Here is a 21,869-nt window from a genome sequence, read left to right on the forward strand (position 1 = left end):
TCCTACTTGGTCTGGCCCGGCGCCGCGGGGCGCCGGTCGAGCCCGCCGAGGGGCAGATAGGGGACGACGCCGGTACCGCGATCGGCGGACGGGTCGATGATGATTTTGTCCATGCCGCCGAACACGCGCTCGATGGTCTCCAGATAGAGGCGCTGGCGGGTGACGTCCGGCGCCTTCTCATACTCGGTGAGCACGCTCAGGAAGCGCGCGGACTGGCCCTGCGCCTCGATGATGGCGCGCTCCTTGTAGCCCTGCGCACCCTGGGTGACACGCGAGGCCTCGCCGCGCGCCTCGGGCACGACCCGGTTGGCGTAGGCCTGGGCCTCGTTCTGCAGGCGCTCGGCATCGGCGCGCGCGGCCTGCACGTCGCGGAAGGCGTCGATGACCTGCTGCGGCGGGTCGACCTTCTGCATCTGCACTTGGGTGATCAGGATGCCCGACTGGTAGCTGTCGAGCGTCCTCTGCATCAGCTCGTGCACGGCCGCCTCGATGGTCTGGCGGGCGCCGGTGAGGATCGGCTGGATGTTGGTGCGTCCCACCACCTCGCGCATGGCGCTTTCCGCCACGGCCTTGATGGTGCCTTCCGGGTTCTGCACGTTGAACAGGTAGTTGGCGGCGCCGATATCCTCGGCCGAGCCGGCCGCGGCGGGCTTCACCATCCAGAACACGGCGAAGTCGACGTCGACGATGTTCTCGTCGCCGGTGAGCATCAGGCTCTCCTCCGGCACGTCGCGCATGGCGGTGCCGCGCCGCGGGTCGTCGCCCGAGCGGATGCCGATGTCGATGCGGTTGACGCGGGTGACCTTCGGGGTCAGCACCGTCTCGATCGGGTAGGGGAGGTGGTAGTTCAGGCCGGGATTTGAGGTCGCGACGAACTTGCCGAAGCGCAGCACCACGCCCTGCTCGTCCGGCTGCACGCGGTAGAAGCCCGAGAGCAGCCACACGACGATCGCGATCGCGACGATGGCGACGATCACCTTGGTGTTGCCGAAGCCGCCGGGAAGCACGGTGCGCAGGCGGTCCTGGCTGCGGCGGATCAGATCCTCGAGGTCCGGCGGATTGGGTCCCGACGATTGCGGACCGCTACCCCAGGGACCCCGCGGACCCCCGCCCCAGGGGCCACCGCTCTGGTTCTTCCACGACATGCCGTCGCAACTCCCCGTTTGCGCACCCGATACCACCCGGGTCGCGCAACGGCGCAGAACTCACGGGGCACCATCGTGCAGGAAAGAGACCCGCGCCGAGGGCTTGCCCGAAACCGGACTGCCCGAGGCACGTTGTCGGCGGTTATAGGTGACGCAGCACCCGGTTACAACGCGCCAACGCGGGTCGTCATATGGGAAGAGGGGCAGCTTACGCAACGGTAGATCGGGCGTTCCCCAGCTTGTCCGTGTGGTCGGGGGCTTCACGTCCGTGCGAGGGGTTGCGGAAATGCGCCAGCACGAAGAGCCGGATCGCCGAGGACAGGTTGCCCTGGTTGCGGCCCGAATCGATCGAGGCGACCAGCTCCGACAGCGTCGTACGGCGGCTGGCCGCGATTTCCTTCAGCGCGTCCCAGAACTGGTCCTCGAGGCTCACGCTGGTCTTGTGCCCGGCGATAACGATCGATCGCTTCACGACAGGGCTTTTCATGTCTCGTCCCCTTGTAGTCTGTGGCCCTCAAGCGCAGCCTCATGCCGGCGCCGGGCTGCTTCCTGTACCTCCCGCTCCACCTTCGAACGGCCAAACTTTGAACGCTGCGCGGCGGCTTTTTGTTCCGCCTCGGCACGTGCCTTGTTCTTGCGGGCGCGGCGCAGATTGATGATATCGGCCATGCACCCTGCTCAATCGCTCGTCGAGTGAATCATCCGCATACTATATTTCATGATAAGCAGACGATAATCACCCCCTCTTCAATCAATTGTTCCCGCCAGGCGCAGAATTCCGTCAGGGAAGCGCCAGATCGGCGAGGCATCACGACGTCACATTGCGGCAGAGAATAATTCAAATTTGAGTGTATTTGGCCGCCAAATCTCGTTTGTAGGCGAACCACACTGCGCAAATCCTGGCGATTACGTGGCGCCCCGGCGGCTGGATCAACTGCCCAGCCCCTGTTGCAGGCTTCGACGAAAGCCTTGGAACGGCGCCGTTTCACCCGCGTGCCACGCGTGCTAAACCCGCCGCGCCGCTTGAAGGCGAGCATCGAAGAGGTCTTCCGCATGAGCACCACCCGCACCGAAACCGACACCTTCGGGCCGATCGAGGTCGAGGCCGACAAGTACTGGGGCGCGCAGGCGCAACGCTCGCTCGGCAACTTCAAGATCGGCTGGGAGAAGCAGCCTCTGCCGGTCGTGCGGGCGCTCGGCGTCATCAAGCGGGCGGCGGCGGAGACCAATCTGGAACTCGGCCGGCTCGATCCGAAGCTGGCCGCCGCGATCGTCGAGGCGGCGCAGGAGGTGATCGAGGGCAAGCTCGACGCGCATTTCCCGCTCGCCGTCTGGCAGACCGGCTCGGGCACCCAGTCGAACATGAACGCCAACGAGGTGATCTCGAACCGCGCCATCGAGATGCTGGGCGGCGAGAAGGGCTCCAAGAAGCCGGTCCATCCGAACGACCACGTCAATATGAGCCAGTCGTCCAACGACACCTATCCGACGGCGATGCACATCGCCTGCGCGGAGGAGATCGTGAACCGGCTGATCCCCGCCCTGTCGAAGCTTCGCGACGCGCTCGACGCCAAGGCGCGGGAATGGGCGAACATCATCAAGATCGGCCGCACCCACACGCAGGACGCCACGCCGCTCACCCTTGGCCAGGAATTCTCCGGCTATACCCAGCAGGTCGAGAACGGCATCAAGCGCATCGAGCTGACGCTGCCGGCGCTGATGGAGCTGGCCCAGGGCGGCACCGCGGTGGGCACCGGCCTCAACGCGCCGGTCGGCTTCGCCGAGAAGGTGGCCGAGAAGATTTCCGCCATCACCGGCCTGCCCTTCACCTCGGCGCCGAACAAGTTCGAGGCGCTGGCCGCGCATGACGCCATGGTGTTCTCGCACGGGGCGATCAACACGGTGGCGGCCTCGCTGTTCAAGATCGCCAACGATATCCGCCTGCTCGGCTCGGGGCCGCGCTCCGGGCTCGGCGAGCTCTCGCTGCCCGAGAACGAGCCGGGCTCCTCGATCATGCCGGGCAAGGTGAACCCCACCCAGTGCGAGGCGCTCACCCAGGTCTGTGTGCAGATTTTCGGCAACAACGCCGCGCTCACCTTCGCCGGCAGCCAGGGCCATTTCGAGCTGAACGTCTACAACCCGGTGATGGCCTACAACTTCCTGCAGTCGGTGCGGCTGATGGCCGACGCGGCGATCAGCTTCACCGACAATTGCGTGGTCGGCATCGAGGCACGCGAGGACAACATCAAGTCGGCGCTGGAGCGTTCGCTGATGCTGGTCACCGCGCTCGCCCCGAAGATCGGCTACGACAACGCCGCCAAGATCGCCAAGACGGCGCACAAGAACGGCACCACGCTGCGCGAGGAGGCTGTCGGCGGCGGTTACGTGACCAATGAAGAGTTCGACGCCGTCGTGCGCCCGGAGAAGATGATCTCGCCGGGTTGATGATCTCGGCGAAGATTAAATTTTGTCCATGATGCCGGCGGCGGGTGATTTACTTCATTACCGAAGTTTCATTTGAGTAGCCACCGGTAGCGCAGCAAGATCGGCCTTATCCGACGAGGAGATGAGGCCGATGAAGCGTACCATCATTGCCGCCACCGCCGCCGCGCTGCTTGCCAGCGTCACCTTCGGCATCGCCGCCCCCGAACTGCGTTCCGGCGACCGCCGCACCCCGCCGAGCCCGGCGGAGATGGCGGAGAACGCCGCCGCCATGACCGATGCGCGCATCGCCGCGCTCAAGGCCGGGCTGCGCATGAACGCCGAGCAGGAGAAGCTCTGGCCGGCGGTCGAGAGCGCCCTGCGCGACCTCGCCAAGCAGCGGGCCGACCGTCGCGAGGAACGCCTGCAGCAGCGCGCCGAGCGCGTGCGGCCTGACATCATCGAGCGCATGCGCGAGCAGGCCGACGGCCTTCTCGCGCGCGGCGACGGGTTGAAGAAGCTGGTCGATGCCGCCGATCCGCTCTATCGCAGCCTCGATCCCGGCCAGCAGCGCCGTTTCAGCATCCTGCTCCGCGAGGTTCGCAGCCCGCATATGGCCGAATGGCGCCGCGGCGAGCATGGCGGTCCCCGCGGCCGGGACGGGCACGGCCCGCGCGGTCCGCATGATCATCACCGCCACGGGCCGATGCCGGGCGGGCCGGGACCGGGCGGTTCCGAGCGGCTCTGAGCCGGGCTACGCAGTTGAACGGCGGATGAACGGCGATCTCAGCTTCGGTTCAGCCGCCGAGCCCTATTCCTACACGCGAATTCCGGCGGCCTTCGCCGCCCTGATTCTCTTCTTTTTGGACCCCCGAGCACCCCGCTCGACACTTGAAGCCGCTGGCCCTGCCGGCGGCTTTTTTCTTTTGGCGGGTCAGCCTTCGGCGAGCTTGCGCAGCGCCTCGCCGGTCACGCGCTGCACCGTCCATTCGTCCATCGGCTCGGCGCCGATGCGGCGATAGAAGCGGATCGCCGGCTCGTTCCAGTCGAGCACCCACCATTCGAAGCGCCCGAGCCCCTCGTCGAGGCAGCGCCTCGCCAGCCGGCGCATCAGCGCCATGGCGATGCCGCGCCCGCGCAAGTCGGGCCGTACATAGAGGTCCTCGAGATAGAGGCCATGGCGGCCGCGGAAGGTCGAGAAATTGTAGAACCACAGGGCGAAGCCGGCCGGCTCGCCCTCCCATTCGGCGATGTCGCAGAAGACGCGCGGCTGCGGGCCGAACAGCGCCGCGTCGAGGTCCTCGACCGTCGCCTCCACCTCGTGGAGCAGCCGCTCATATTCGGCAAGCTCGCGCACGAAGGCGAGGATGACGGCGGCGTCACCCGGCCGGGCCGGGCGGATGGCGAGAGACACGGGGGACGATCCGTCAGACCGCGACCGGCGCCCTGATGGCCGGGTGCGGGTCATAGCCTTCGATGGCGACGTCCTCGAAGCGGAAGGCGAACAGGTCCTTCACCTCGGGATTGAGCACCAGCTTCGGCAGCGCGCGCGGGGCGCGGGAAAGCTGCTCGTGCACCTGTTCCAGATGGTTCAGATAGATGTGCGTGTCGCCCAGCGTGTGGACGAAGTCGCCCGGCTTCAGGCCGGTGACCTGCGCCACCATGTGGGTGAGCAGCGCATAGCTCGCGATGTTGAACGGCACGCCGAGGAAGGTGTCGGCCGAGCGCTGGTAGAGCTGGCAGGAGATCCGGCCGTCGGCGATGTAGAACTGGAACAGCAGGTGGCAGGGCGGCAGCGCCATCTTCGACACGTCGGCCGGGTTCCATGCGGTGACGATCAGCCGGCGGGAATCAGGGTTGCGGCGTATGTCCGCCACGACCTGCGCGATCTGGTCGATCACGCCGCCTTCCGGCGTCGGCCAGGAACGCCATTGGTGGCCATAGACAGGCCCGAGATCGCCATTGGCGTCTGCCCACTCGTCCCAGATAGAGACGCCGTTCGCCTTGAGGTAGGCGATGTTGGTGTCGCCGGCGAGGAACCACAGCAGCTCGTGGACGATGGACTTCAGATGCAGCCGCTTGGTGGTGACGAGCGGAAAGCCTTCGGAGAGGTCGAAGCGCATCTGGTGACCGAACACGGACAGCGTGCCGGTGCCGGTGCGGTCGTCCTTGCGCGTGCCCTCACGCAGGATGCGTTCCAGAAGCTCGTGATATTGCCGCATGGCCGTCGATTCGCAGTTTCGCCGATCCGGCATTCTAGCGCATGACGGCGGGCAGCGGAGAACCCGCCGCCCGCCATTCACAGATGCATATGGGAACGCGGAGGTCAGCAGCCAGAGCTGACGGTGATCATGCGGCCATAGGCGTCCTCGCGCTGGAACGTGCGGCAGCCGCTGTCGATCTCGTCCGCCGGCAGGGGCGCATAGACGGCGCGCGGCGCGGGCTCGCGGACGATGACGCGCGGTCGCGGCGCCACCGGCTCGGCGACGATCACGCGGCGCGGAGCTTCCACCACATAGGGCGGCGGCTCATAGCGCGGCGCCGAGGGAAGGACGGTGACCGTGCCGGCGTAATAGCCCGGCGCGGTCTCCTGCACGTAGATCTCGTCGGCAAATGCTGGCGTCAGCGCCAGCGCGCCGAAGCCGACCGTCGCGGCAATGCCGCCCTTGATGAGCGTGGCTAGCATGCGTGTCTCCGTGTCTCTGCCCCCGGCGCCCCTGCCGTCACGGCGGAGGGAGAACGGGTGGGCGCCGAGGGGGTTCCGGACAGCTCGGGGTGGAAGCGGGGTATTCCTGTGACCATTTCGCGACGCGCCGCGCAGTCAGCCTCACAAGTCGCTTGTCGACGCGGGGTTTCGGCGGGAACCTGCGAGGCGGCCCGCCGCTTGACCGGTGTGCCGAACCAGGTGGAGGGAGCGATGACCATGCTGACCCACGACGAGCTCAAGACCGCCCTGCATCGTGCCCGGGTGCATCTGAGCCTGCTGGAGCAGGACGGCACTCATCCGCTGGACCTCGCGCTCGCCGGCGTCAGGGGCGCGCCGGCGCTGATCCTGCGTCCCGGCGAGAGCCTGCGCAGCGCGCATTCCGACGTGCGGCTCGACTATGAGCTGGTCCGCGAGCTGATGATCGCGGCGCTTCAGGCGCGGGTCGAAGTGCTTGCCGAGAAGGTCGGCGCCGAGGCGATGGTGCCGCTCGACCGGTTGCAATATGGCGACCAGACGGAGGCCTGAGCGGCGCTTTTCCCACACCCTGCCGGCAACCGGCGCGCGGCCTCTTCCAACCGGGCGCCGGCCTGCCTATATTCGGGGTGCCGGCGCAAGCCGGCTATGGCGATAAACGGCCATCGGAATAAACCCTTCGGACCCGGGGGCAGTACCCGGCGCCTCCACCCGAGCCCAGACCGGACGCTGGTCTCCGGCGGGGGCGAAACAGGATCGACGAGGGCGTAAAGGGTGGACTTTCGCTCGGCATGGTACCGCCGTCATCGGACCAAACATATAGTTGCCAACGACAACTATGCTCCGGTTGCTCAGGCCGCGTGAGCGGTTTGATCTCTGGAAATTAAGTCCTTGCGGGTAGCACTGTAAGGCGGGGTTCGGAGGTACCTGGCAACAGAAACCTCCACTTTCGTTTCGCGGCCTGTTGAGGCTGGCGGTGTGAGCCGGAATCGGGTTCATTGCGCGCATGAGTGTCGATCTGATCCGCTATGATCTCCTGGTCCAGGATGCGCTGCGTGATGTCGTGCGCCGCGTCCTCAGCGACGTCGCGCGCGACGGGCTGCAAGGCGACCACCATCTGTTCATTTCCTTCGATACGCGTGCACCGGGCGTGCGGCTGTCCAGCCGCCTCAAGGAGGACTATCCGGACAAGATGACGATCGTGCTCCAGCACCAGTTCTGGGACCTGATCGTCACCGAGCAGTTCTTCGAGGTCGGGCTGTCCTTCAAGCGCGTGCCCGAGCGGCTGCACGTGCCGTTCTCCGCGCTGAAGGAATTCTACGATCCCTCCGTCAAGTTCGGCCTGCAGTTCGAGCCTTCCGCCGAGGACGCCGACGCCCCGGCTTCCGAGACCGCGTCCGAAGCGTCGCCTTCCGAGCCGGTCGGCGGTCCCGCACGGCCCACCTCGGTTCCCTCGACAGGGCCGACGCGGCTGCCCGAGCGCGCGGGGCCCTCGCGTCCGGCCGAGCTGAAGCCGGTCGAGGCACGCCCCGCATCCAAGGCGAGCGCCGAAGCGGAGCCGCCCGCCGAGAGCGTTCCAGAGGACGCCGAGCCACCATCGTCCCCCGCCGGCGGGGCGCAGGTCGTGCGGCTCGATACGTTCCGCAAGAAGTGACCCGCCGCAAGAACAGTCTGCTGCAAGAAGAAGCGCTCCCGTGACCGATGCATTCGACGTGGTGGTGGTTGGGGCCGGCGCCGCCGGTCTCGCCGCCGGAGCGCGGCTGACGGCGGCGGGCGTTTCCGTCGCCGTGCTGGAGGCCGCCTCGCGCCCCGGCGGACGGGCCTATACCGACACGACGAGCCTCGATGCCCCCTGGGACCAGGGCTGCCATTGGCTGCACTCCGCCTCGGTCAATCCGCTGCGCGCGGCGGCCGACGAACTCGGCGTCTCCTACATGCTGCGCGGCAGCCGGCAGGCGCGCGCCACCCATCTCGGCGACCGCTGGGCCGACGAGGCCGAGCGCAACGAGGTCTGGCAGGCGATCGACGGCGCCTTCGCGGCGGTGAAGCAGGCCGGAGACGAAGGGCGCGACATCGCCGCCAGCGCGGTGCTCGACACCTCCTCGCGCTGGCTGCGGCTGGTGCGGCACTGGATCACGCTGATGTCGGCGGCCGAGCCCGAGCGGCTTTCGACGCTCGACTACGCCGCCTATTCCGACACCGCCGAGAACTATCCGGTCTCAACCGGCTATGGCGCGCTCATCGCCGCCGCCGCACGGCGCATGGCCCCCGCGCTCGACGTCACGCTCGACTGTCCGGTCGCCGCGGTGGACTGGTCGGGCCAGGGCGTCGTGCTCGACACGCCGCGCGGCCGGGTGAAGGCGCGGCTTGCCATCCTCGCTCTGCCGACCACCATTCTCGCCTCCGGGCGGCTGCGCTTCGCGCCGCTGCTGCCGGCGGCGCTCGCCGAGACCTTCGAAGCCCTGCCGCTCGGCTGCGCCGAGAAGGTGGCGCTCCGCTTCGACCGCGAGGTGTTCGGCATGCCGGCGACCAGCTATTGCGACACCATCGACCTGCGTGATCCCAAGCGCCCGCCGGTCAATTTCACGCTGAACCCGTTCGGCCATTCGATGGCGATCGCCCAGCTCGGCGGTGACAATGCGGCGCGGCTGGTGAAGGCCGGCCCGGCGGCGATGGTCGACTTCGCCCTCGCCGCGCTGGTCGACACCTTCGGCGCCGACATCCGCGACCGCGTCGCCGGCACCGCCACCACCGGCTGGATCGCCAACCCGCTGATCGGCGGCGCCTATAGCTGCGCGCTGCCGGGCAAGGCGCATATGCGCACCCGCCTTGTCGACGCGCTGGACGATCCCGGCACGCTCGACGGCAAGGTGATGTTCGCCGGCGAGGCGGTCTCCGCCTACGCCTATTCCACCGCGCACGGCGCCTGGCTGTCCGGCCTCAGGGCGGCGGACAATGCGCTCGCCCGGCTCGGGAGGAAGGCGGCGTGAGCGCGGTGCCCGCCGAGCCGCTGGCCAAGCCGAAGGGCATCAAGCTCGTCATCGTCGCGGCGGTCGCCGAGAACGGGGTGATCGGGCGCGGCGACGCGTTGCCCTGGCGGGTGTCCAGCGATCTCAAGCGCTTCCGCGCCATCACCTGGGGCAAGCCGATCCTGATGGGACGGCGCACCTTCGAATCGCTGCCGCGCGTGCTGCCGGGGCGCACCAGCATCGTGATCACCCGCGATGCGGGTTTCGTGCCGCCGGAGGGCGTGCTGGTGGCCGGTTCGATCGACGAGGCGCTGGCGCTTGGCGCCGATGAGGCGAAGCGTCTCGGCACCGACGAGATCATCGTGATGGGGGGCGCGCAGCTCTATGCGCAGCTTTTGCCGCTGGTCGACCGGCTGCGGCTGACCCTGATCCACGGCCGTCCGCAGGGCGACGTGCATTTCCCGCCCTACGACGCCGCGCACTGGCGCGAGATCGCCCGCGAGGGGCCGCATCAGGGTGAGAAGGACGAGTTCGCCTTCACCTATGTGGATTATGAGCGGGTGTGAGGGTGGGCGCGCTCGCCTGCGGTTCAGCCTCGACTGCAATCGCAGCGCATCGTCATCCTGATGTGCTCGACCGCAGGTCGAGCCTCGAAGGATGGGCCTTGGGGCCATCAAGCCGGCATCCTTCGAGGCCGGCTTCGCCGGCACCTCAGGATGACGTTGCTCTGGTTTGACGTGGAGCTGCCATGACGCCGCCCGACGTCAGATCGGCCGTCCCTCGACGGAGATGGCGAGGCTCTTCTCCATCTCCTTCATCTGGTCGAGCTGCGGATAGATGGCGAGCGCCCGGCGGGCCGCGTCCAGCGCGTGCTTCTCGTCGCCGATCTCCTTGCAGATCAGCGCGATGCCGGCCCAGGCGCCGTAGTGGCGCGGCTCGCGCGCCAGCACCTGCTGCAGGTCGGCGAGCGAATCGGAGAAGTCCTGCTTCAGGAAGAACACTGTGGCGCGCTTGTTCCACGCCTCCAGATGATCGGGCGCCACCGCGATGACGCCGTCGAGCAGCTTGATGGCGAGGTCGAAGTCCTTCGCCTCGGCGGCCAGCGCCGCGCGGCTCATCAGGAGATCGGCGGTGTCGCTGTCGGAAGGCAGCAGCGCGACGTCGATGCGGTCGGCGATCGCCTTGGCGGATTCCTTGGTGGGGGCGAACTTGAGCGCCTCGAACAGGGCGTCGAGCCGCTTGGCGCGGTCGGGTTCGGCGGGCTTGGCGCTGGCTGCCTTACCGTCAGGCGACTTGCCGTCAGGCGCCTTGGCGTCGGGCGTGTTGGCCGGCGGAGCCGCCAGTCTGGGCTGCGGCTTCGGCTTCAGGGTTGGCGAGCCGTCGTCCGCCGTCGTGCCGTCCATGGCGAGGTGCGGACGCGCCTCGTCCGCGCGCGCTTGCTGCGCAGCCGTCAGCAGGCCGCAAAATAGAAGAGCCAGAGCGGGGACAGCGAAAAGGGCGCGCATGCTCCTGAGTTTAGGAGCGATGGCGCCCTCGTCAATGCTGCAATGCAGAAAAACGCGCGATCGTGAAACGCACGATCGCGGCGCGTGGCCTCAGCCCTGACGCGCCTTGAAGCGCTTCTGGGTCTTGTTGATGATGTAGACGCGGCCCTTGCGGCGGACCAGGCGGTTGTCGCGGTGGCGGCCGAGCAGCGTCTTGAGCGAATTGCGGATCTTCATGACACGTAACCTTCGGATCGATTGCGCCTGCGCATGAGACGGCGCCTCCATGGCCGCGCCCCGATCCGCCAGCTTGCATAAATTCGAGGCCGGCTGATAGCGGAGCGGCGGGTGCTTTGTCAATCCGCCGAGCGCTCCGAACCGGCGCGTCGTGCACCGCCGGAAAGGCGGCCGAGATGGGTATCGGCGAACCCCGTCCCGTATTTCAGCCCGAAGCCGAGCGCCCGGTCGAGGCCGATATGGGCGAGCCAGACCACGGCCAAGAAGGTGAGCGGTGGCAGGTCGAGGACGAGGCCGGCGCCGCTGAGGGCCGCCGGGACCAGATAGGTGTGCGCCGCGTTGTAGAGCCCGGCCCCGATCCGCGGCCCGGCCAAATAGCCGGCCATGGAGAGATCGGGGACGAGGAGCATGAGCACGAAGAACCACCAGTCGCCGCCGTTCCACAGATAGACCAGCAGCGCCACCACCAGCACGGTGAAGCCTTCCAGCCGGAGCAGCAGCCGGGGCATGCCGGTCACCGCGCCCTCGCCGACGGTCCGCAGCGTCTGGTCCATGGGTCTGTCCTTCAGTCCGTCGCCTCGCCCCGCCTGCGCTTGAAGGGCGCCATGCCCTTGCGGGCGAGCTCGTCGGCGCGCTCGTTCATTTCATCACCGGCGTGGCCCTTCACCCAGTGCCAGCGTATGTCGTGGCGTCCGAGCAGCGCGTCGAGCTTTTCCCACAGGTCGACATTCTTCACCGGCTTCTTGTCGGCAGTGCGCCAGCCATTGCGCTTCCAGTTGGTCATCCACTGCAGCACGCCGCCGCGCAGATACTGGCTGTCGGTGTGCAGGTCGACCGTGCAGGGCCGCTTCAGGGCCTCCAGCGCGGCGATGGCGGCGGAGAGCTCCATGCGGTTGTTGGTGGTCTCCGCCTCGCCGCCGGAGAGTTCCTTCTCGTGGCCGGCATAGCGCAGGATCGCGCCCCAGCCGCCGGGGCCGGGATTGCCCGAGCAGGCGCCGTCGGTCCACACCGCGACCGTGCCCCTGGCCGCCTCTCCGCCATCGTCGCCGAAGACGCGGGCGGTTCCGGGCGCGGTCTTCATGCCTCCACCGTGCGGGCGACGCCGTAGTCGCCCGCGCTCATCACGGCGCGGTGGAAGCGGAGTTTGCGCAGATATTCGAGCGGATCGTGCGGGCGTACCAGCGCGCCGGGCGGCACGTTCAGCCAGTCGACGAGGCGGGTGAGCAGGAAGCGCAGCGCGCCGCCCCGGCAGAGCAGCGGCAGGGCGTCGATCTCGGCCGGCGAAAGCGGGCGCACCGCCTGATAGGCGGCGAGCAAAGCGCGGCCCTTGGTCTGGTTGTAGGCGCCGTCCGGCTCGAAGCACCAGGCGTTAAGGCAGATGGCGACGTCATAGGCGAGGAGGTCGTTGCAGGCGAAATAGAAGTCGATCAGCCCCGAGAGCCGCCCGTCGAGGAAGAACACGTTGTCCGGGAACAGGTCGGCGTGGATGACGCCGGCCGGCAGCCCGTCCGGCCAGTTCGCCTCGAGGAAGCCGAGCTCGTCGCCGATCAGCGCCCGAAGTCCCGGCGCCACCGTGTCGGCGCGATCGCCGGCGGTCTCGTAGAGCGGCCGCCAGCCAGCGACGGAGAGCGCGTTCGCCCGCGAGAAGGCGGTGAAGTCCGCTCCGGCCTTGTGCAGCCCGGCGAGCGCGCCCCCGAGCGCGGCGCAATGGGCGACGCCCGGCCGGCGCACCGAGGTGCCGACGAGGAAGGTGGCGATCAGCGCCGGCCGCCCGGCGAGCATACCCAGCGCCTCGCCGGCGCGGTTCTTCACGGGGAGCGGGCAATCGATACCGTGGCGGGCGAGATGCTCCATCAGGCCGATGAAGAAGGGCAGGTCGGCCGGGTTCACCCGCTTCTCGTAGAGGGTGAGGATGAAGCTGCCGGCCTCGGTCTGCAAAAGGAAGTTGGAGTTCTCGACGCCCTCGGCGATGCCCTTGAAGGCACGCAGGCCACCGAGATCGTAGGTGGACAGGAAGGCTTCGAGCTCTTCCGGGGAGACGTCGGTATAGACCGCCATGATGTGTTCCGGGCCTCAGGCGGCGTCGGGGCGGAGTTGGCGGGGCAGCGGGAAGAACACGTCCTCTTCCACCGTGTGCACCGTCTCCACCTCGACGTCGAAGCGCTCGGCGAAGGCGTCGATGATCTCCTCGACGAGAATCTCCGGCGCCGAGGCGCCGGCGGTGACCGCCAGCGACGCGATGGCGCCGAACACCGACCAGTCGATGTCGCCGGCGCGCTGCACCAGCGCGGCGTTCGGGCAGCCCTCGCGCTCGGCCGCCTCGCGCAGGCGCTGCGAGTTGGACGAGTTCGGCGCGCCGACCACGATCATCGCGTCGACCTGCCGCGCCACCTTCTTCACCGCCTCCTGGCGGTTGGTGGTGGCGTAGCAGATGTCCTCCTTGTGCGGAGCCACCATTGCCGGGAAGCGCTCTTTCAGGATCGCGACGATCTCGGCGGTGTCGTCGATGGAGAGCGTGGTCTGCGTCGTATAGGCGAGGTTTTCCGGGTCGCGCGGCGTGAAATGGCGCGCCTGCTCGGCGGTCTCGACGAGGGAGACGGCGCCGGGCGGAAGCTGGCCCATGGTGCCGATCACCTCGGGGTGGCCGGCATGGCCGATCAGCACCACCTCGTGCCCCTTCTTGTAATGCACCGTTGCCTCGCGGTGGACCTTGGTGACCAGCGGGCAGGTGGCGTCGATGGCGAAGAAATTGCGCGAGGCCGCGTCCTCCGGCACCGATTTCGGCACGCCATGGGCGGAGAAGATCACCGGCGCACGGGTACCGGCGGGCACCTCGCCGAGTTCCTCGACGAACACCGCGCCCTTCGCCTTCAGGCCTTCGACGACATATTTGTTGTGCACGATCTCGTGCCGCACATAGACCGGTGGGCCGTAGAGGACGAGGGCGCGCTCCACCGCGTCGATCGCCCGCACCACGCCCGCGCAGAAGCCGCGCGGGGCGCAGAGCAGGACGCGAAGCGGCGGCTTTCCGGCAATGGTCATGCAGCGATCCGGTGGACGAGGAGAGGCATCGTCCGTCTGATCAAGCTCATGGGATGCGGCGGGGCGTGCTGTCAAGCCGGGCCGCCAGGCGAGGGGGGCGACCGGCCCGGCCGGCGGCGCTCAGAAATCGTAGCCGAAGGCTTCGATCTCGCGGGCGTACCAGCCGGCCACCAGATCGCGCGTCTCCGGCGTGTAATAGCTGCGGTAGTCGCCCTTCGGCCGGTGGCCGGACTTGGCCATCGGCAAAGGCGGAAGCTTCAGGCCGAGCTCGCGCGCCACCGCGTCGAGCTCGGATGAGAGCCTCTCGTAGCGCAGCACGCGGTCGGCGACGATGATGTCGTCGACGGTGTAGATGTGCCAGTTGTCGAGCATCGCGTCGTCCCCCGAGCGCAGCCAGTCCTCGAAGGGCGGGCGCCGGGCCGGGTTGCGCCAGCGCCAGAAATAATAGGACACCTGCCGGTCCCACGGGTTGCGCTCGATCGAGAAGCGGAAGGCGCTGTCGAACACCTCCGGCCCGACGAAGGCGCGCACCGTGGGGGCGCGGGCGTGCTGGTCGAGCGGGATATGCGGGCTGTAGCGGGTGTCGCGGCTGCCGAGCGTCCAGCGCAGCCGGTGCGGCAGCGGCCAGCGGGCGCGGCGGTGCGGATAATAGTGGTTCTGCGGCGGGCGCGTGGCCAGCCTGCGTTCCTCGTCCGGAGTGACGCAGGTGATGACGTCCTCGCGCCCGCACACCGTGCGCAGGGCGAGCTCGACGCTGGTGCCCGCGGTCTTGCGGGTCTTGAGGAAGACAAAGCCGCGTGATTTGGAGCAGATCATAAAACTGCAAGGACCTTCGTGGAATCCGGCTCCGCTCCCTGATTGCTCCATAGCCTCCCGGAAGGTTAACGGGAAGAGAAATAAAATTTCGCCTCGCCGGGGTTTGCCTCGGAAGATGCGGGCGCCTATAATTCAGTCATCCCGGTCATCGCGAGACGGTCCGAGGCTCGATCCCCGAAAAGGGGTTGGGCACGCGTGAGAGGCTTTGCCCCGGGAACCCATTTCCTCCTCGATGGAGACGCGTCGATGTCGAACGCCCCGCTCATGCCCAAGGCGACCGCTGTCTGGCTGGTCGAGAACACCGCGCTCAGCTTCGAGCAGATCGCCGATTTCTGTAAGCTCCACCCGCTGGAGGTGAAGGGCATCGCCGACGGCGAGGTGGCGCAGGGGATCAAGGGGCTCGATCCGGTTTCCACCGGCCAGCTCTCGCGCGACGAGATCGACCGCGCCGAGAAGAACCCGAACCACCGGCTGAAGTTGCTCGAGTCCAAGGTCCGCCTGCCGGAGCCCAAGCGCCGGCGCGGCCCGCGCTACACCCCGGTCTCCAAGCGGCAGGACCGTCCGAACGCGATCCTGTGGCTGCTGCGCAACCACCCGGAACTCAAGGACAGCCAGATCATGCGGCTGGTGGGCACCACCAAGACCACCATCGAATCGATCAAGGAGCGCACCCACTGGAATGCGCAGAATCTGACGCCGATGGACCCGGTGACGCTCGGCCTGTGCTCGCAGATCGACCTCGACATCGAGGTGCAGCGCTCGTCCAAGGACCGCCCGGCCGTGCCGGCCGGCGAGCATGGCGCGACGCTGCTGCCGGCCGAGGTCACCACCGGCCACGCCGAACCGGCGGAGCCCTTCGCGCCGGCCCGCAAGCCGAAGGAGGACGCGCTCGACCTCGAAACCGTGTTCGCCAAGCTCGGCGGCTCGCGCAAGGGCGAGAACGAGGACGAGTGAGGCCCGCGGCTTCGGCCGCCGGCCTGACGAACGGCGCTCCGGCACTTTTTCAGGGACGGCCTGAGGCCTGTAGAGTCGCAGCGAGGTGCCGTGAGTTCCTTCGACGATCCGCAGGCCGTCGCGCGCTATGCCGAAGGGCCGCCGCGGCTGGTTCCCGGCTTCGCCGACATGCAGCGCATGGCGCTTCTGCTGCTGGCGGAGCATGCGCCGAGGGAGGCACGCCTGCTGGTGCTCGGGGCCGGCGGTGGGCTGGAGTTGCGCGCCTTCGCCGAGGCCTGTCCGGGCTGGAGCTTCGATGGCGTCGATCCGTCGAGCGAGATGCTGAAGCTGGCGCTGGCCATTCTCGGCTCGCTCGCGTCGCGCGTGCGGCTGCATCACGGCGACATCGCGGTTGCGCCCGAGGGGCCGTTCGACGGCGCGACCTGCCTGCTGACCCTGCATTTCGTGCCGGAGGCCGAACGCCTGACGACGCTTGCCGCGGTACGCCGCCGGCTGAAGCCGGGCGCACCCTTCGTCGTGGTCCATCACAGCGTCTCGGACGATGTCGAGGAGCGCGCACGATGGCTGTCGCGCTATGCCGCCTTCGCCACCGCCTCCGGCGTCCCGCCTGAGCAGGCGGAGAGCGCCCGCACGACCATCGCCGCGCGCCTGCCCATCCTCTCGCCGTCGCAGGATGAGGCGCTGCTGCGCCAGGCGGGCTTCGCGCAGATCGAGCTGTTCTACGCCGCCTTCACCTTCCGCGGCTGGGTCGCCCGCGCCTGACGTCATGCCCGCCGTCATAGCCGGGCGCGACGCAGGCCCGAGACGGCCGGGTCGCCTAGGCCGCCGACACCTTGGCGAAGCCGTGAGCGGCCAGCGCGCTGGCGATCTCATCCAGCGCGGCGGGATCGTCGATGGTCGCCGGCATGGTCCAGGGCTGGTGATCGGCGATCTTCTTCATGGTGCCGCGCAGGATCTTGCCGGAACGGGTCTTCGGCAGCCGCGCCACGGTGATGGCGATGCGGAAGGCCGCGACCGGGCCGATGCGGTCGCGCACCAGCGCGATGATCTCCCGCTCGATCTCGTTCGGCGCGCGCGAGACGCCCGATTTCAGCACCACGAAGCCGCAGGGCACCTCGCCCTTCAATTCGTCATGCATGCCGATGACCGCACATTCGGCGACGTCCGGATGCGAGGCCAGCACCTCCTCCATGCCGCCGGTCGAGAGGCGGTGGCCGGCGACGTTGATGATGTCGTCGGTGCGGCCCATGATGAACAGATAGCCGTCCTCGTCGCAGAAGCCGGCGTCGGCGGTCTTGTAGTAGCCGGGGAACTCGGCGAGGTAGCTCTCGACGAAGCGCTCCTTCTGCTGCCACAGCGTCGGCAGGCAGCCGGGCGGCAGCGGCAGCCTGATGGCGATGGAGCCCATCTTGTTCGGGCCGACCGGATGGCCCGCCTCGTCCAGCGTCTCGACCCGGTAGCCCGGCATCGGCACGCCGGTCGAGCCCGCCTTGACCGGCAGCAGCCCGAGGCCGACCGGATTGCCGGCGATCCCCCAGCCCGTCTCGGTCTGCCACCAGTGGTCGACCACCGGCACGCCGAGCTTCTCGCCCGCCCAGATGACGGTGTCCGGATCGGCGCGCTCGCCGGCGAGGAACAGCGTGCGCAGGGTGGAGAGGTCGTAATTGCGGATCAGGAGGCCGTCGGGGTCTTCCTTCTTGATGGCGCGCAGGGCGGTCGGCGCGGTAAACAGCGCGGAGACCTTGTACTGCTCGATCACCCGCCAGAAGGCGCCGGCATCGGGCGTGCCCACCGGCTTGCCCTCATAGAGGATGGTGGTGCAGCCGGTCAGCAGCGGGGCGTAGACGATGTAGGAATGGCCCACCACCCAGCCGATGTCGGAGGCCGACCAGAACACTTCGCCCGGCTTCACGTCGTAGAGCCCGTCCATCGACCAGCGCAGCGCCACCATGTAGCCGCCGGTGTCGCGCACCACGCCCTTGGGCTTTCCCGTCGTGCCGGAGGTGTAGAGGATATAGAGCGGATCGGTGGCGCCCATCGGCGCGCAGTCGACCCCACGGCCGGCGGCGGCGGAGGCGGCACGCGTCTCGGCCCAGTCGCGGTCGCGGCCCTGCTTGAGCTCGGCGGTGAATTGCGGGCGCTGCAGGATCACGCAGGCGTCCGGCTGGTGCTCCGCCATGGAGATGGCGAGGTCGAGTAGCGGCTTGTAGGCGACGACGCGGCTCGGCTCGATGCCGCAGGAGGCGGAGAGCACCACCTTCGGCTTGGCGTCGTCGATGCGGGTGGCGAGCTCGGCCGCCGCGAAGCCGCCGAACACCACCGAATGGATCGCCCCGATGCGCGCGCAGGCGAGCATGGCGAACACCGCTTCCGGGATCATCGGCATGTAGATGACGACGCGGTCGCCCTTCTCGACGCCGAGGTCGCGCAGCATGCCGGCGAGGGTGCGCACCTCGGCGAGCAGGTCGGAATAGGTGACGGTGCGGCTCGTGCCGGTGACCGGGCTGTCATAGATGATCGCCGCCTGCGTGCCGCGGCCGGCGCTGACATGACGGTCGACGGCGTTGTAGCAGACGTTGCAGATGCCCCCGACGAACCACCTTCCATAGGTGCCGATCGCAGGGTCGAACACCTCGCGCGGCTGCGCGATCCAGTCGATGGCGCGCGCGGCCCCGCCCCAGAAGGCCGCCGGATCGTCGATCGAGCGCGCGTAGATTTCCGGATAACGACCTGGCGATGGCTTGGTCGTCGAGGGCGTGGTCATGGCCGTCTCTCCCGCGTCGGGTTGATCTTGTTTGGGTTTCCCAGGCCAGCAGCTAATTCCACCTCCCGCCATCCGCGCAAGCACGCTGAAATGCTTACGACGTTGGTCGGGCGCTCCCGAGCGGCGATGCCGCCCCGGCGCGCCGTCCGATCGCCGAGATGCACGAGCCGCCGGGCCATGCCGGCCGGCGGCTCGCATCGGGTTCGATTGCGACGCTCCCGGCGCGACGTGCCGGGGTGTGACGCATGATCAGCGATCGCTGGAAAAGTTCGGTCCCGCGAGGCGCGCACAGCTCAATGTTGCGAGCGGAAATCCCCGACGGAACCCGAGGCGGCCGAGCCGCCGGCGACTAATGGAAGACGCTCGAGGGAGCGCTCCTCAACCTGGTTATTTCGTCCTTGATGTGGAGCTTGCGCCGCTTGATGTCGGCGATCCGGTTCTCGTCGGTGCCGGGGTGGGAAAGGGCTTCCTTCAACTCCTTGTCGAGCGCCTGATGGCGCCGTTCCAACTCCGCAACATGCGCCTGCATGGACATGGACGATGTCTCCCTGTCTATCCGAAGTGAACGTCATCAGTCTGTCACGGGTGAGGGTGGCTGTCGACGAAACGAGTCGCTGCATCGCAGCATGGGCGAGCCGGCAGGACGCGAGCGGAACGGGGTGTGAGGAAGGGCGTATTGCGGCCGCGGGCAAGCGCGACGATACTCCTGCTCGCCGTGCCGCGAGGGCGGCGAGTCGGGGTTCAGGTCGGGCGTTCGGACGAAGATGACGGCGGATGAGGAACGCGAGCTGAAAGCACTCCTCGAGCGCCTGCGGCAGGAGCATCGTGATCTCGATGCGGCGATCCAGGCGTTGCAGGAGGTACCGGGCTGCGATCAGCTACAGCTCGCCCGCTTCAAGAAGCGCAAGCTGCAGCTCAAGGACCGCATCGGCTTCGTCGAGGATCAGATCACCCCCGACATCATCGCGTGAAGAGTGTTCTCGTCATGCCCGGCACGCAGGCCGGGCATGAGGGGGTTCGGTCGCAGGCGCGGCGCGCGCGTCCTCAGATCTGGGTGAGCAGCACGTCGGCGCTGGTCTTGTCGGCCTTGCTCGGCACGTCCTCGACGTTCAGCACCATCACCTCGCCGTCCTCGACCAGCATCGCATAGCGCTTGGAGCGCAGGCCGAGACCGGCGGCGGAGGCGTCGAAATCGAGACCGATCGCCTTGGCGAATTCGCCATTGCCGTCCGACAGGAAAACGATCTTGCCGCCGGCATTGGAGGCCTGCTCCCAGGCGGCCATGACGAAGGGATCGTTCACGGCGGTCACAGCGATGGTGTCGACGCCGCGCGCGAGGATCTCGTCGGCGCGGGCGATGAAGCCCGGCAGGTGGTTCTTGTGGCAGGGGGGGGGGAAGGCGCCGGGCACGGCGAACAGCACGACCTTCTTGTTCTTGAAGATCTCCTCGCTGGACTTCGGCACCGGCCCGTCGGCGGTGGCGACCCGGAAGGTGGCGCTCGGCAGCATATCGCCGACCTTGATCGTCATGCTCTGTCCCTTTCATGCGCGTGAGTTGCGAAGGCGCGCGGCCGGCGCAGAACGGCCGTTTCGCGCGCGGTAGAATAGTCATTTCCGATGCGGCGGAAAGTCCTCAGCGCGCGGCGGGCGCGGCCTCGATCTCGACCGCACGGGTGCCGTCGATCAGCGTGAAGCGCAGCGGCGTGCGGGCGATGTCGGCGCCCTTCGGCGCGCCTTCGACCGGTACGATGAAGAGGGCGCGTCCATCGATCCCGGCGGCGGATGCGGGCAGCGGCAGCGCCCAGTCCTCGGTCGGCCCCTCGACGAAGAGGTCGGCCTTGCCGTCGACCCGCGCCTTGACCCTCAGCACCGGGCCTCCGGCCTCCTGCCCGAGCGCGATCTCCTCGATGCCCAGCGGGCCGGGCGCGCCGAGTGCGACGGCGGGGGGCACCGTGGTCCTGGCGTCGATGAGGGCGGCGGGGGAGGGGGCGGCGCCGCCGGCTGGAACGTCCAGCACCAGGCTGGCATGGGCCGGCTGGCAGATCTTCTCGCAGACCGCGAAGTCGAGATCGAGCCGCAGCTTCATCGGCTCGCCGGCCCGCTTCGGCGCGATGGCGAGCGGCAGCACGACGTCGTGCTTATAGCCGATCGAGGAACTGCCGGCGCCGTCGTCGAACCGCGTGGGGGCGGGCCAGAACACCGCGACGTCCCCGACATTCTCCGATTTCGACCAGTCGAAGCGCGGCGGCACACCGCTGTCGCCGGGATAGCGCCAATAGGTCTTCCAGCCGGGCGCGAGGCGGATCTCGACGCCGGCGTCGAGATGCCCTTCCTTCAGGCCGCCGGCGATGAGTCGCACAGCCGTACCGCTCGGCGCCGACCAGTCGGAGGCAGTCTCGGCGCGCGCCGGGCTGCCGCCCACGAGGGTGGCGGCGCAGATGAGCGCCATGGACCGCCAGCGGGCATTTCCTCGCGCGGCAGCGATTCGCGCGGTGGCAACCAGCGCGCGCGGGCGCCGGGAGCGCGAGGGAGGAAAGTGATGTTCAGGCAGGCACATCGGCATGGATCGGCGATAACCCTTCCGCGCTCCGGCGGGAAGCCGGCGGCGTCGCACGTTGTTGTGAGGCTCCGGCACGGCGCGGCATTCGGCCGGGGAGCTCTCCCTTGAAAATGCGCCCGCAGGGTTTACGCTTCCTGACATGGATATCGGACAGCGAGGCAGCGGCGGGTCCGACGAGCGTTTTCTCGACGGGCAGATGCTGGTGGCGATGCCGGGCATGCGCGACGAGCGGTTCGCCCGCGCGGTGATCTATCTCTGTGCCCATTCGAACGAAGGCGCGATGGGCATCGTCGTCAACCAGCCGGCCAGCCACATCAATTTCCCCGACCTTCTGGTCCAGCTCGACGTGATTCCGGAGGCCGAGCGCATCCGCCTGCCGTCGCGGGCGGGCGAGGTGAAGGTGCTGCGCGGCGGCCCCGTCGAGACCGGGCGCGGCTTCGTACTGCACAGCGCCGATTTCGTGATCGAGAACTCGACGCTGCCGATCGACGAAGGGGTCTGCCTCACCGCTACGCTCGACATATTGAAGGCGATCGCCGCCGGCGGCGGCCCGAGCAGCGCGGTGCTGGCGCTCGGCTATGCCGGCTGGGCGCCGGGGCAGCTCGAGAACGAGATCCAGCAGAATGGCTGGCTGCATTGCCCGGCCGATGCGGCGCTCATCTTCGGCACCGACGCCGGCGCGAAATACGAGCTCGCCCTGCGCAAGATCGGCATTCCGCCGGGCATGCTGTCGAGCGACAGCGGCCACGCCTGAGGCGGGGCGGCCGATCCGGGACCCAGCGAAAATCCCTTGGCCT

The 21,869-nt window shown here is 68.4% G+C and carries 27 protein-coding genes and 1 other RNA gene; 11 read left to right on the forward strand and 17 right to left on the reverse strand.

Features of this window, described 5'->3' with window-relative positions:
* Positions 1 to 2: 2 nt before the first annotated feature.
* The 3 genes from hflK to U742_RS22895 form a co-directional block, all read right to left on the reverse strand.
* The gene (hflK, locus tag U742_RS0111485; RefSeq protein WP_029353107.1) at positions 3 to 1,145 is read right to left on the reverse strand and encodes an FtsH protease activity modulator HflK; all 1,143 of its coding nucleotides are present in this window, start codon (positions 1,143 to 1,145) and stop codon (positions 3 to 5) included.
* Between the two features lie 208 nt (positions 1,146 to 1,353).
* A complete protein-coding gene (locus U742_RS0111490) occupies positions 1,354 to 1,632 on the reverse strand; it encodes a ribbon-helix-helix domain-containing protein (RefSeq protein WP_029353110.1) in 279 nt (92 codons plus the stop codon).
* Positions 1,629 to 1,814 (reverse strand): DUF4169 family protein, encoded by a 186-nt coding sequence (locus tag U742_RS22895; RefSeq protein WP_081852959.1) that lies wholly within the window; start codon positions 1,812 to 1,814, stop codon positions 1,629 to 1,631. The genes U742_RS0111490 and U742_RS22895 overlap by 4 nt, the downstream gene beginning before the upstream one ends.
* A gap of 384 nt (positions 1,815 to 2,198) precedes the next feature.
* On the opposite strand from U742_RS22895, the gene fumC reads away from it, so the two are divergent.
* Together fumC and U742_RS0111500 are read left to right on the forward strand one after the other, a co-directional pair.
* The gene (gene fumC, locus U742_RS0111495) at positions 2,199 to 3,590 is read left to right on the forward strand and encodes a class II fumarate hydratase (protein WP_029353112.1); all 1,392 of its coding nucleotides are present in this window, start codon (positions 2,199 to 2,201) and stop codon (positions 3,588 to 3,590) included.
* A 130-nt stretch (positions 3,591 to 3,720) separates the two neighbouring features.
* Positions 3,721 to 4,314, forward strand: coding sequence for a Spy/CpxP family protein refolding chaperone (locus tag U742_RS0111500; protein WP_029353115.1), 594 nt, complete (start codon positions 3,721 to 3,723; stop codon positions 4,312 to 4,314).
* A gap of 186 nt (positions 4,315 to 4,500) precedes the next feature.
* Here U742_RS0111500 and U742_RS0111505 read toward each other — a convergent pair whose 3' ends face one another.
* The 3 genes from U742_RS0111505 to U742_RS0111515 all read right to left on the reverse strand — a co-directional run bounded on the left by U742_RS0111505 (position 4,501) and on the right by U742_RS0111515 (position 6,252).
* A complete protein-coding gene (locus tag U742_RS0111505; protein ID WP_029353116.1) occupies positions 4,501 to 4,980 on the reverse strand; it encodes a GNAT family N-acetyltransferase in 480 nt (159 codons plus the stop codon).
* Positions 4,981 to 4,993: 13 nt separating this feature from the next.
* Positions 4,994 to 5,788 carry a thymidylate synthase gene (locus U742_RS0111510; protein WP_029353118.1) on the reverse strand — a complete coding sequence of 265 codons (795 nt, stop codon included), beginning with the start codon at positions 5,786 to 5,788 and terminating at the stop codon, positions 4,994 to 4,996.
* 104 nt (positions 5,789 to 5,892) lie between these two features.
* A complete protein-coding gene (locus U742_RS0111515) occupies positions 5,893 to 6,252 on the reverse strand; it encodes a hypothetical protein (RefSeq protein ID WP_029353120.1) in 360 nt (119 codons plus the stop codon).
* 231 nt (positions 6,253 to 6,483) lie between these two features.
* Between U742_RS0111515 and U742_RS0111520 the strand changes: the two genes are divergently transcribed.
* The 5 genes from U742_RS0111520 to U742_RS0111535 all read left to right on the forward strand — a co-directional run bounded on the left by U742_RS0111520 (position 6,484) and on the right by U742_RS0111535 (position 9,781).
* Positions 6,484 to 6,798, forward strand: a complete 315-nt coding sequence (locus U742_RS0111520) for a hypothetical protein (protein WP_029353122.1) — start codon at positions 6,484 to 6,486, stop codon at positions 6,796 to 6,798.
* Positions 6,799 to 6,838: 40 nt separating this feature from the next.
* Positions 6,839 to 7,194, forward strand: a transfer-messenger RNA (tmRNA) gene (gene ssrA, locus U742_RS22900).
* 58 nt (positions 7,195 to 7,252) lie between these two features.
* Positions 7,253 to 7,900 (forward strand): SspB family protein, encoded by a 648-nt coding sequence (locus U742_RS0111525; protein ID WP_029353124.1) that lies wholly within the window; start codon positions 7,253 to 7,255, stop codon positions 7,898 to 7,900.
* Positions 7,901 to 7,940: 40 nt separating this feature from the next.
* The gene (locus U742_RS0111530; RefSeq protein ID WP_029353126.1) at positions 7,941 to 9,236 is read left to right on the forward strand and encodes a flavin monoamine oxidase family protein; all 1,296 of its coding nucleotides are present in this window, start codon (positions 7,941 to 7,943) and stop codon (positions 9,234 to 9,236) included.
* Positions 9,233 to 9,781: a dihydrofolate reductase gene (locus tag U742_RS0111535; RefSeq protein WP_248310340.1), complete on the forward strand. Its 549-nt coding sequence runs from the start codon at positions 9,233 to 9,235 to the stop codon at positions 9,779 to 9,781. The genes U742_RS0111530 and U742_RS0111535 overlap by 4 nt, the downstream gene beginning before the upstream one ends.
* A 198-nt stretch (positions 9,782 to 9,979) precedes the next feature.
* Here U742_RS0111535 and U742_RS0111540 read toward each other — a convergent pair whose 3' ends face one another.
* From U742_RS0111540 to U742_RS0111570, 7 genes are all read right to left on the reverse strand, one after another.
* On the reverse strand, positions 9,980 to 10,618 hold the full coding sequence (locus tag U742_RS0111540; RefSeq protein ID WP_051661097.1) for a tetratricopeptide repeat protein: 639 nt from the start codon (positions 10,616 to 10,618) through the stop codon (positions 9,980 to 9,982).
* A 192-nt stretch (positions 10,619 to 10,810) separates the two neighbouring features.
* Entirely contained in the window at positions 10,811 to 10,936 is a 126-nt protein-coding gene (ykgO, locus tag U742_RS0111545; protein ID WP_029353131.1) for a type B 50S ribosomal protein L36, read from the reverse strand.
* Between the two features lie 119 nt (positions 10,937 to 11,055).
* Positions 11,056 to 11,490, reverse strand: a complete 435-nt coding sequence (locus tag U742_RS0111550) for a DUF4260 domain-containing protein (RefSeq protein WP_029353133.1) — start codon at positions 11,488 to 11,490, stop codon at positions 11,056 to 11,058.
* Between the two features lie 11 nt (positions 11,491 to 11,501).
* Complete coding sequence (gene rnhA / locus U742_RS0111555; RefSeq protein ID WP_029353135.1) at positions 11,502 to 12,017, reverse strand: ribonuclease HI; 516 nt, start codon at positions 12,015 to 12,017, stop codon at positions 11,502 to 11,504.
* Positions 12,014 to 12,994 (reverse strand): homoserine kinase, encoded by a 981-nt coding sequence (locus U742_RS0111560; protein WP_029353137.1) that lies wholly within the window; start codon positions 12,992 to 12,994, stop codon positions 12,014 to 12,016. Before U742_RS0111560 ends, rnhA begins: the two co-directional genes overlap by 4 nt.
* A 15-nt stretch (positions 12,995 to 13,009) precedes the next feature.
* The gene (gene ispH, locus U742_RS0111565; protein ID WP_038361416.1) at positions 13,010 to 13,972 is read right to left on the reverse strand and encodes a 4-hydroxy-3-methylbut-2-enyl diphosphate reductase; all 963 of its coding nucleotides are present in this window, start codon (positions 13,970 to 13,972) and stop codon (positions 13,010 to 13,012) included.
* Between the two features lie 126 nt (positions 13,973 to 14,098).
* Positions 14,099 to 14,794 (reverse strand): sulfotransferase family protein, encoded by a 696-nt coding sequence (locus tag U742_RS0111570; RefSeq protein WP_051661099.1) that lies wholly within the window; start codon positions 14,792 to 14,794, stop codon positions 14,099 to 14,101.
* A gap of 246 nt (positions 14,795 to 15,040) precedes the next feature.
* Between U742_RS0111570 and U742_RS0111575 the strand changes: the two genes are divergently transcribed.
* Both U742_RS0111575 and U742_RS0111580 read left to right on the forward strand, forming a co-directional pair.
* Complete coding sequence (locus U742_RS0111575; protein WP_029353143.1) at positions 15,041 to 15,748, forward strand: DUF1013 domain-containing protein; 708 nt, start codon at positions 15,041 to 15,043, stop codon at positions 15,746 to 15,748.
* Between the two features lie 90 nt (positions 15,749 to 15,838).
* On the forward strand, positions 15,839 to 16,510 hold the full coding sequence (locus U742_RS0111580; protein WP_029353145.1) for a class I SAM-dependent methyltransferase: 672 nt from the start codon (positions 15,839 to 15,841) through the stop codon (positions 16,508 to 16,510).
* A gap of 55 nt (positions 16,511 to 16,565) precedes the next feature.
* On the opposite strand, the gene U742_RS0111585 is transcribed toward U742_RS0111580, so the two are convergent.
* Complete coding sequence (locus U742_RS0111585; protein WP_038361340.1) at positions 16,566 to 18,512, reverse strand: propionyl-CoA synthetase; 1,947 nt, start codon at positions 18,510 to 18,512, stop codon at positions 16,566 to 16,568.
* A 349-nt stretch (positions 18,513 to 18,861) separates the two neighbouring features.
* Positions 18,862 to 19,047: a YdcH family protein gene (locus tag U742_RS0111590; RefSeq protein ID WP_029353148.1), complete on the reverse strand. Its 186-nt coding sequence runs from the start codon at positions 19,045 to 19,047 to the stop codon at positions 18,862 to 18,864.
* A 229-nt stretch (positions 19,048 to 19,276) separates the two neighbouring features.
* Here U742_RS0111590 and U742_RS0111595 point away from each other — a divergent pair, with 229 nt between their 5' ends.
* Positions 19,277 to 19,483: a YdcH family protein gene (locus U742_RS0111595; protein WP_029353151.1), complete on the forward strand. Its 207-nt coding sequence runs from the start codon at positions 19,277 to 19,279 to the stop codon at positions 19,481 to 19,483.
* Between the two features lie 73 nt (positions 19,484 to 19,556).
* Here the strand turns inward: U742_RS0111595 and U742_RS0111600 are convergent, their stop codons facing one another.
* Together U742_RS0111600 and U742_RS0111605 are read right to left on the reverse strand one after the other, a co-directional pair.
* The gene (locus U742_RS0111600; RefSeq protein ID WP_029353153.1) at positions 19,557 to 20,042 is read right to left on the reverse strand and encodes a peroxiredoxin; all 486 of its coding nucleotides are present in this window, start codon (positions 20,040 to 20,042) and stop codon (positions 19,557 to 19,559) included.
* Between the two features lie 103 nt (positions 20,043 to 20,145).
* Positions 20,146 to 20,961 (reverse strand): protein-disulfide reductase DsbD domain-containing protein, encoded by an 816-nt coding sequence (locus U742_RS0111605; protein WP_029353154.1) that lies wholly within the window; start codon positions 20,959 to 20,961, stop codon positions 20,146 to 20,148.
* Positions 20,962 to 21,211: 250 nt separating this feature from the next.
* Between U742_RS0111605 and U742_RS0111610 the strand changes: the two genes are divergently transcribed.
* Entirely contained in the window at positions 21,212 to 21,826 is a 615-nt protein-coding gene (locus U742_RS0111610) for a YqgE/AlgH family protein (RefSeq protein ID WP_029353156.1), read from the forward strand.
* The last annotated feature ends 43 nt before the right edge of the window (positions 21,827 to 21,869 follow it).

The sequence above is a fragment of the Allobosea sp. 117 genome, assembly GCF_000702305.1.
Lineage (GTDB): Bacteria > Pseudomonadota > Alphaproteobacteria > Rhizobiales > Xanthobacteraceae > Ancylobacter.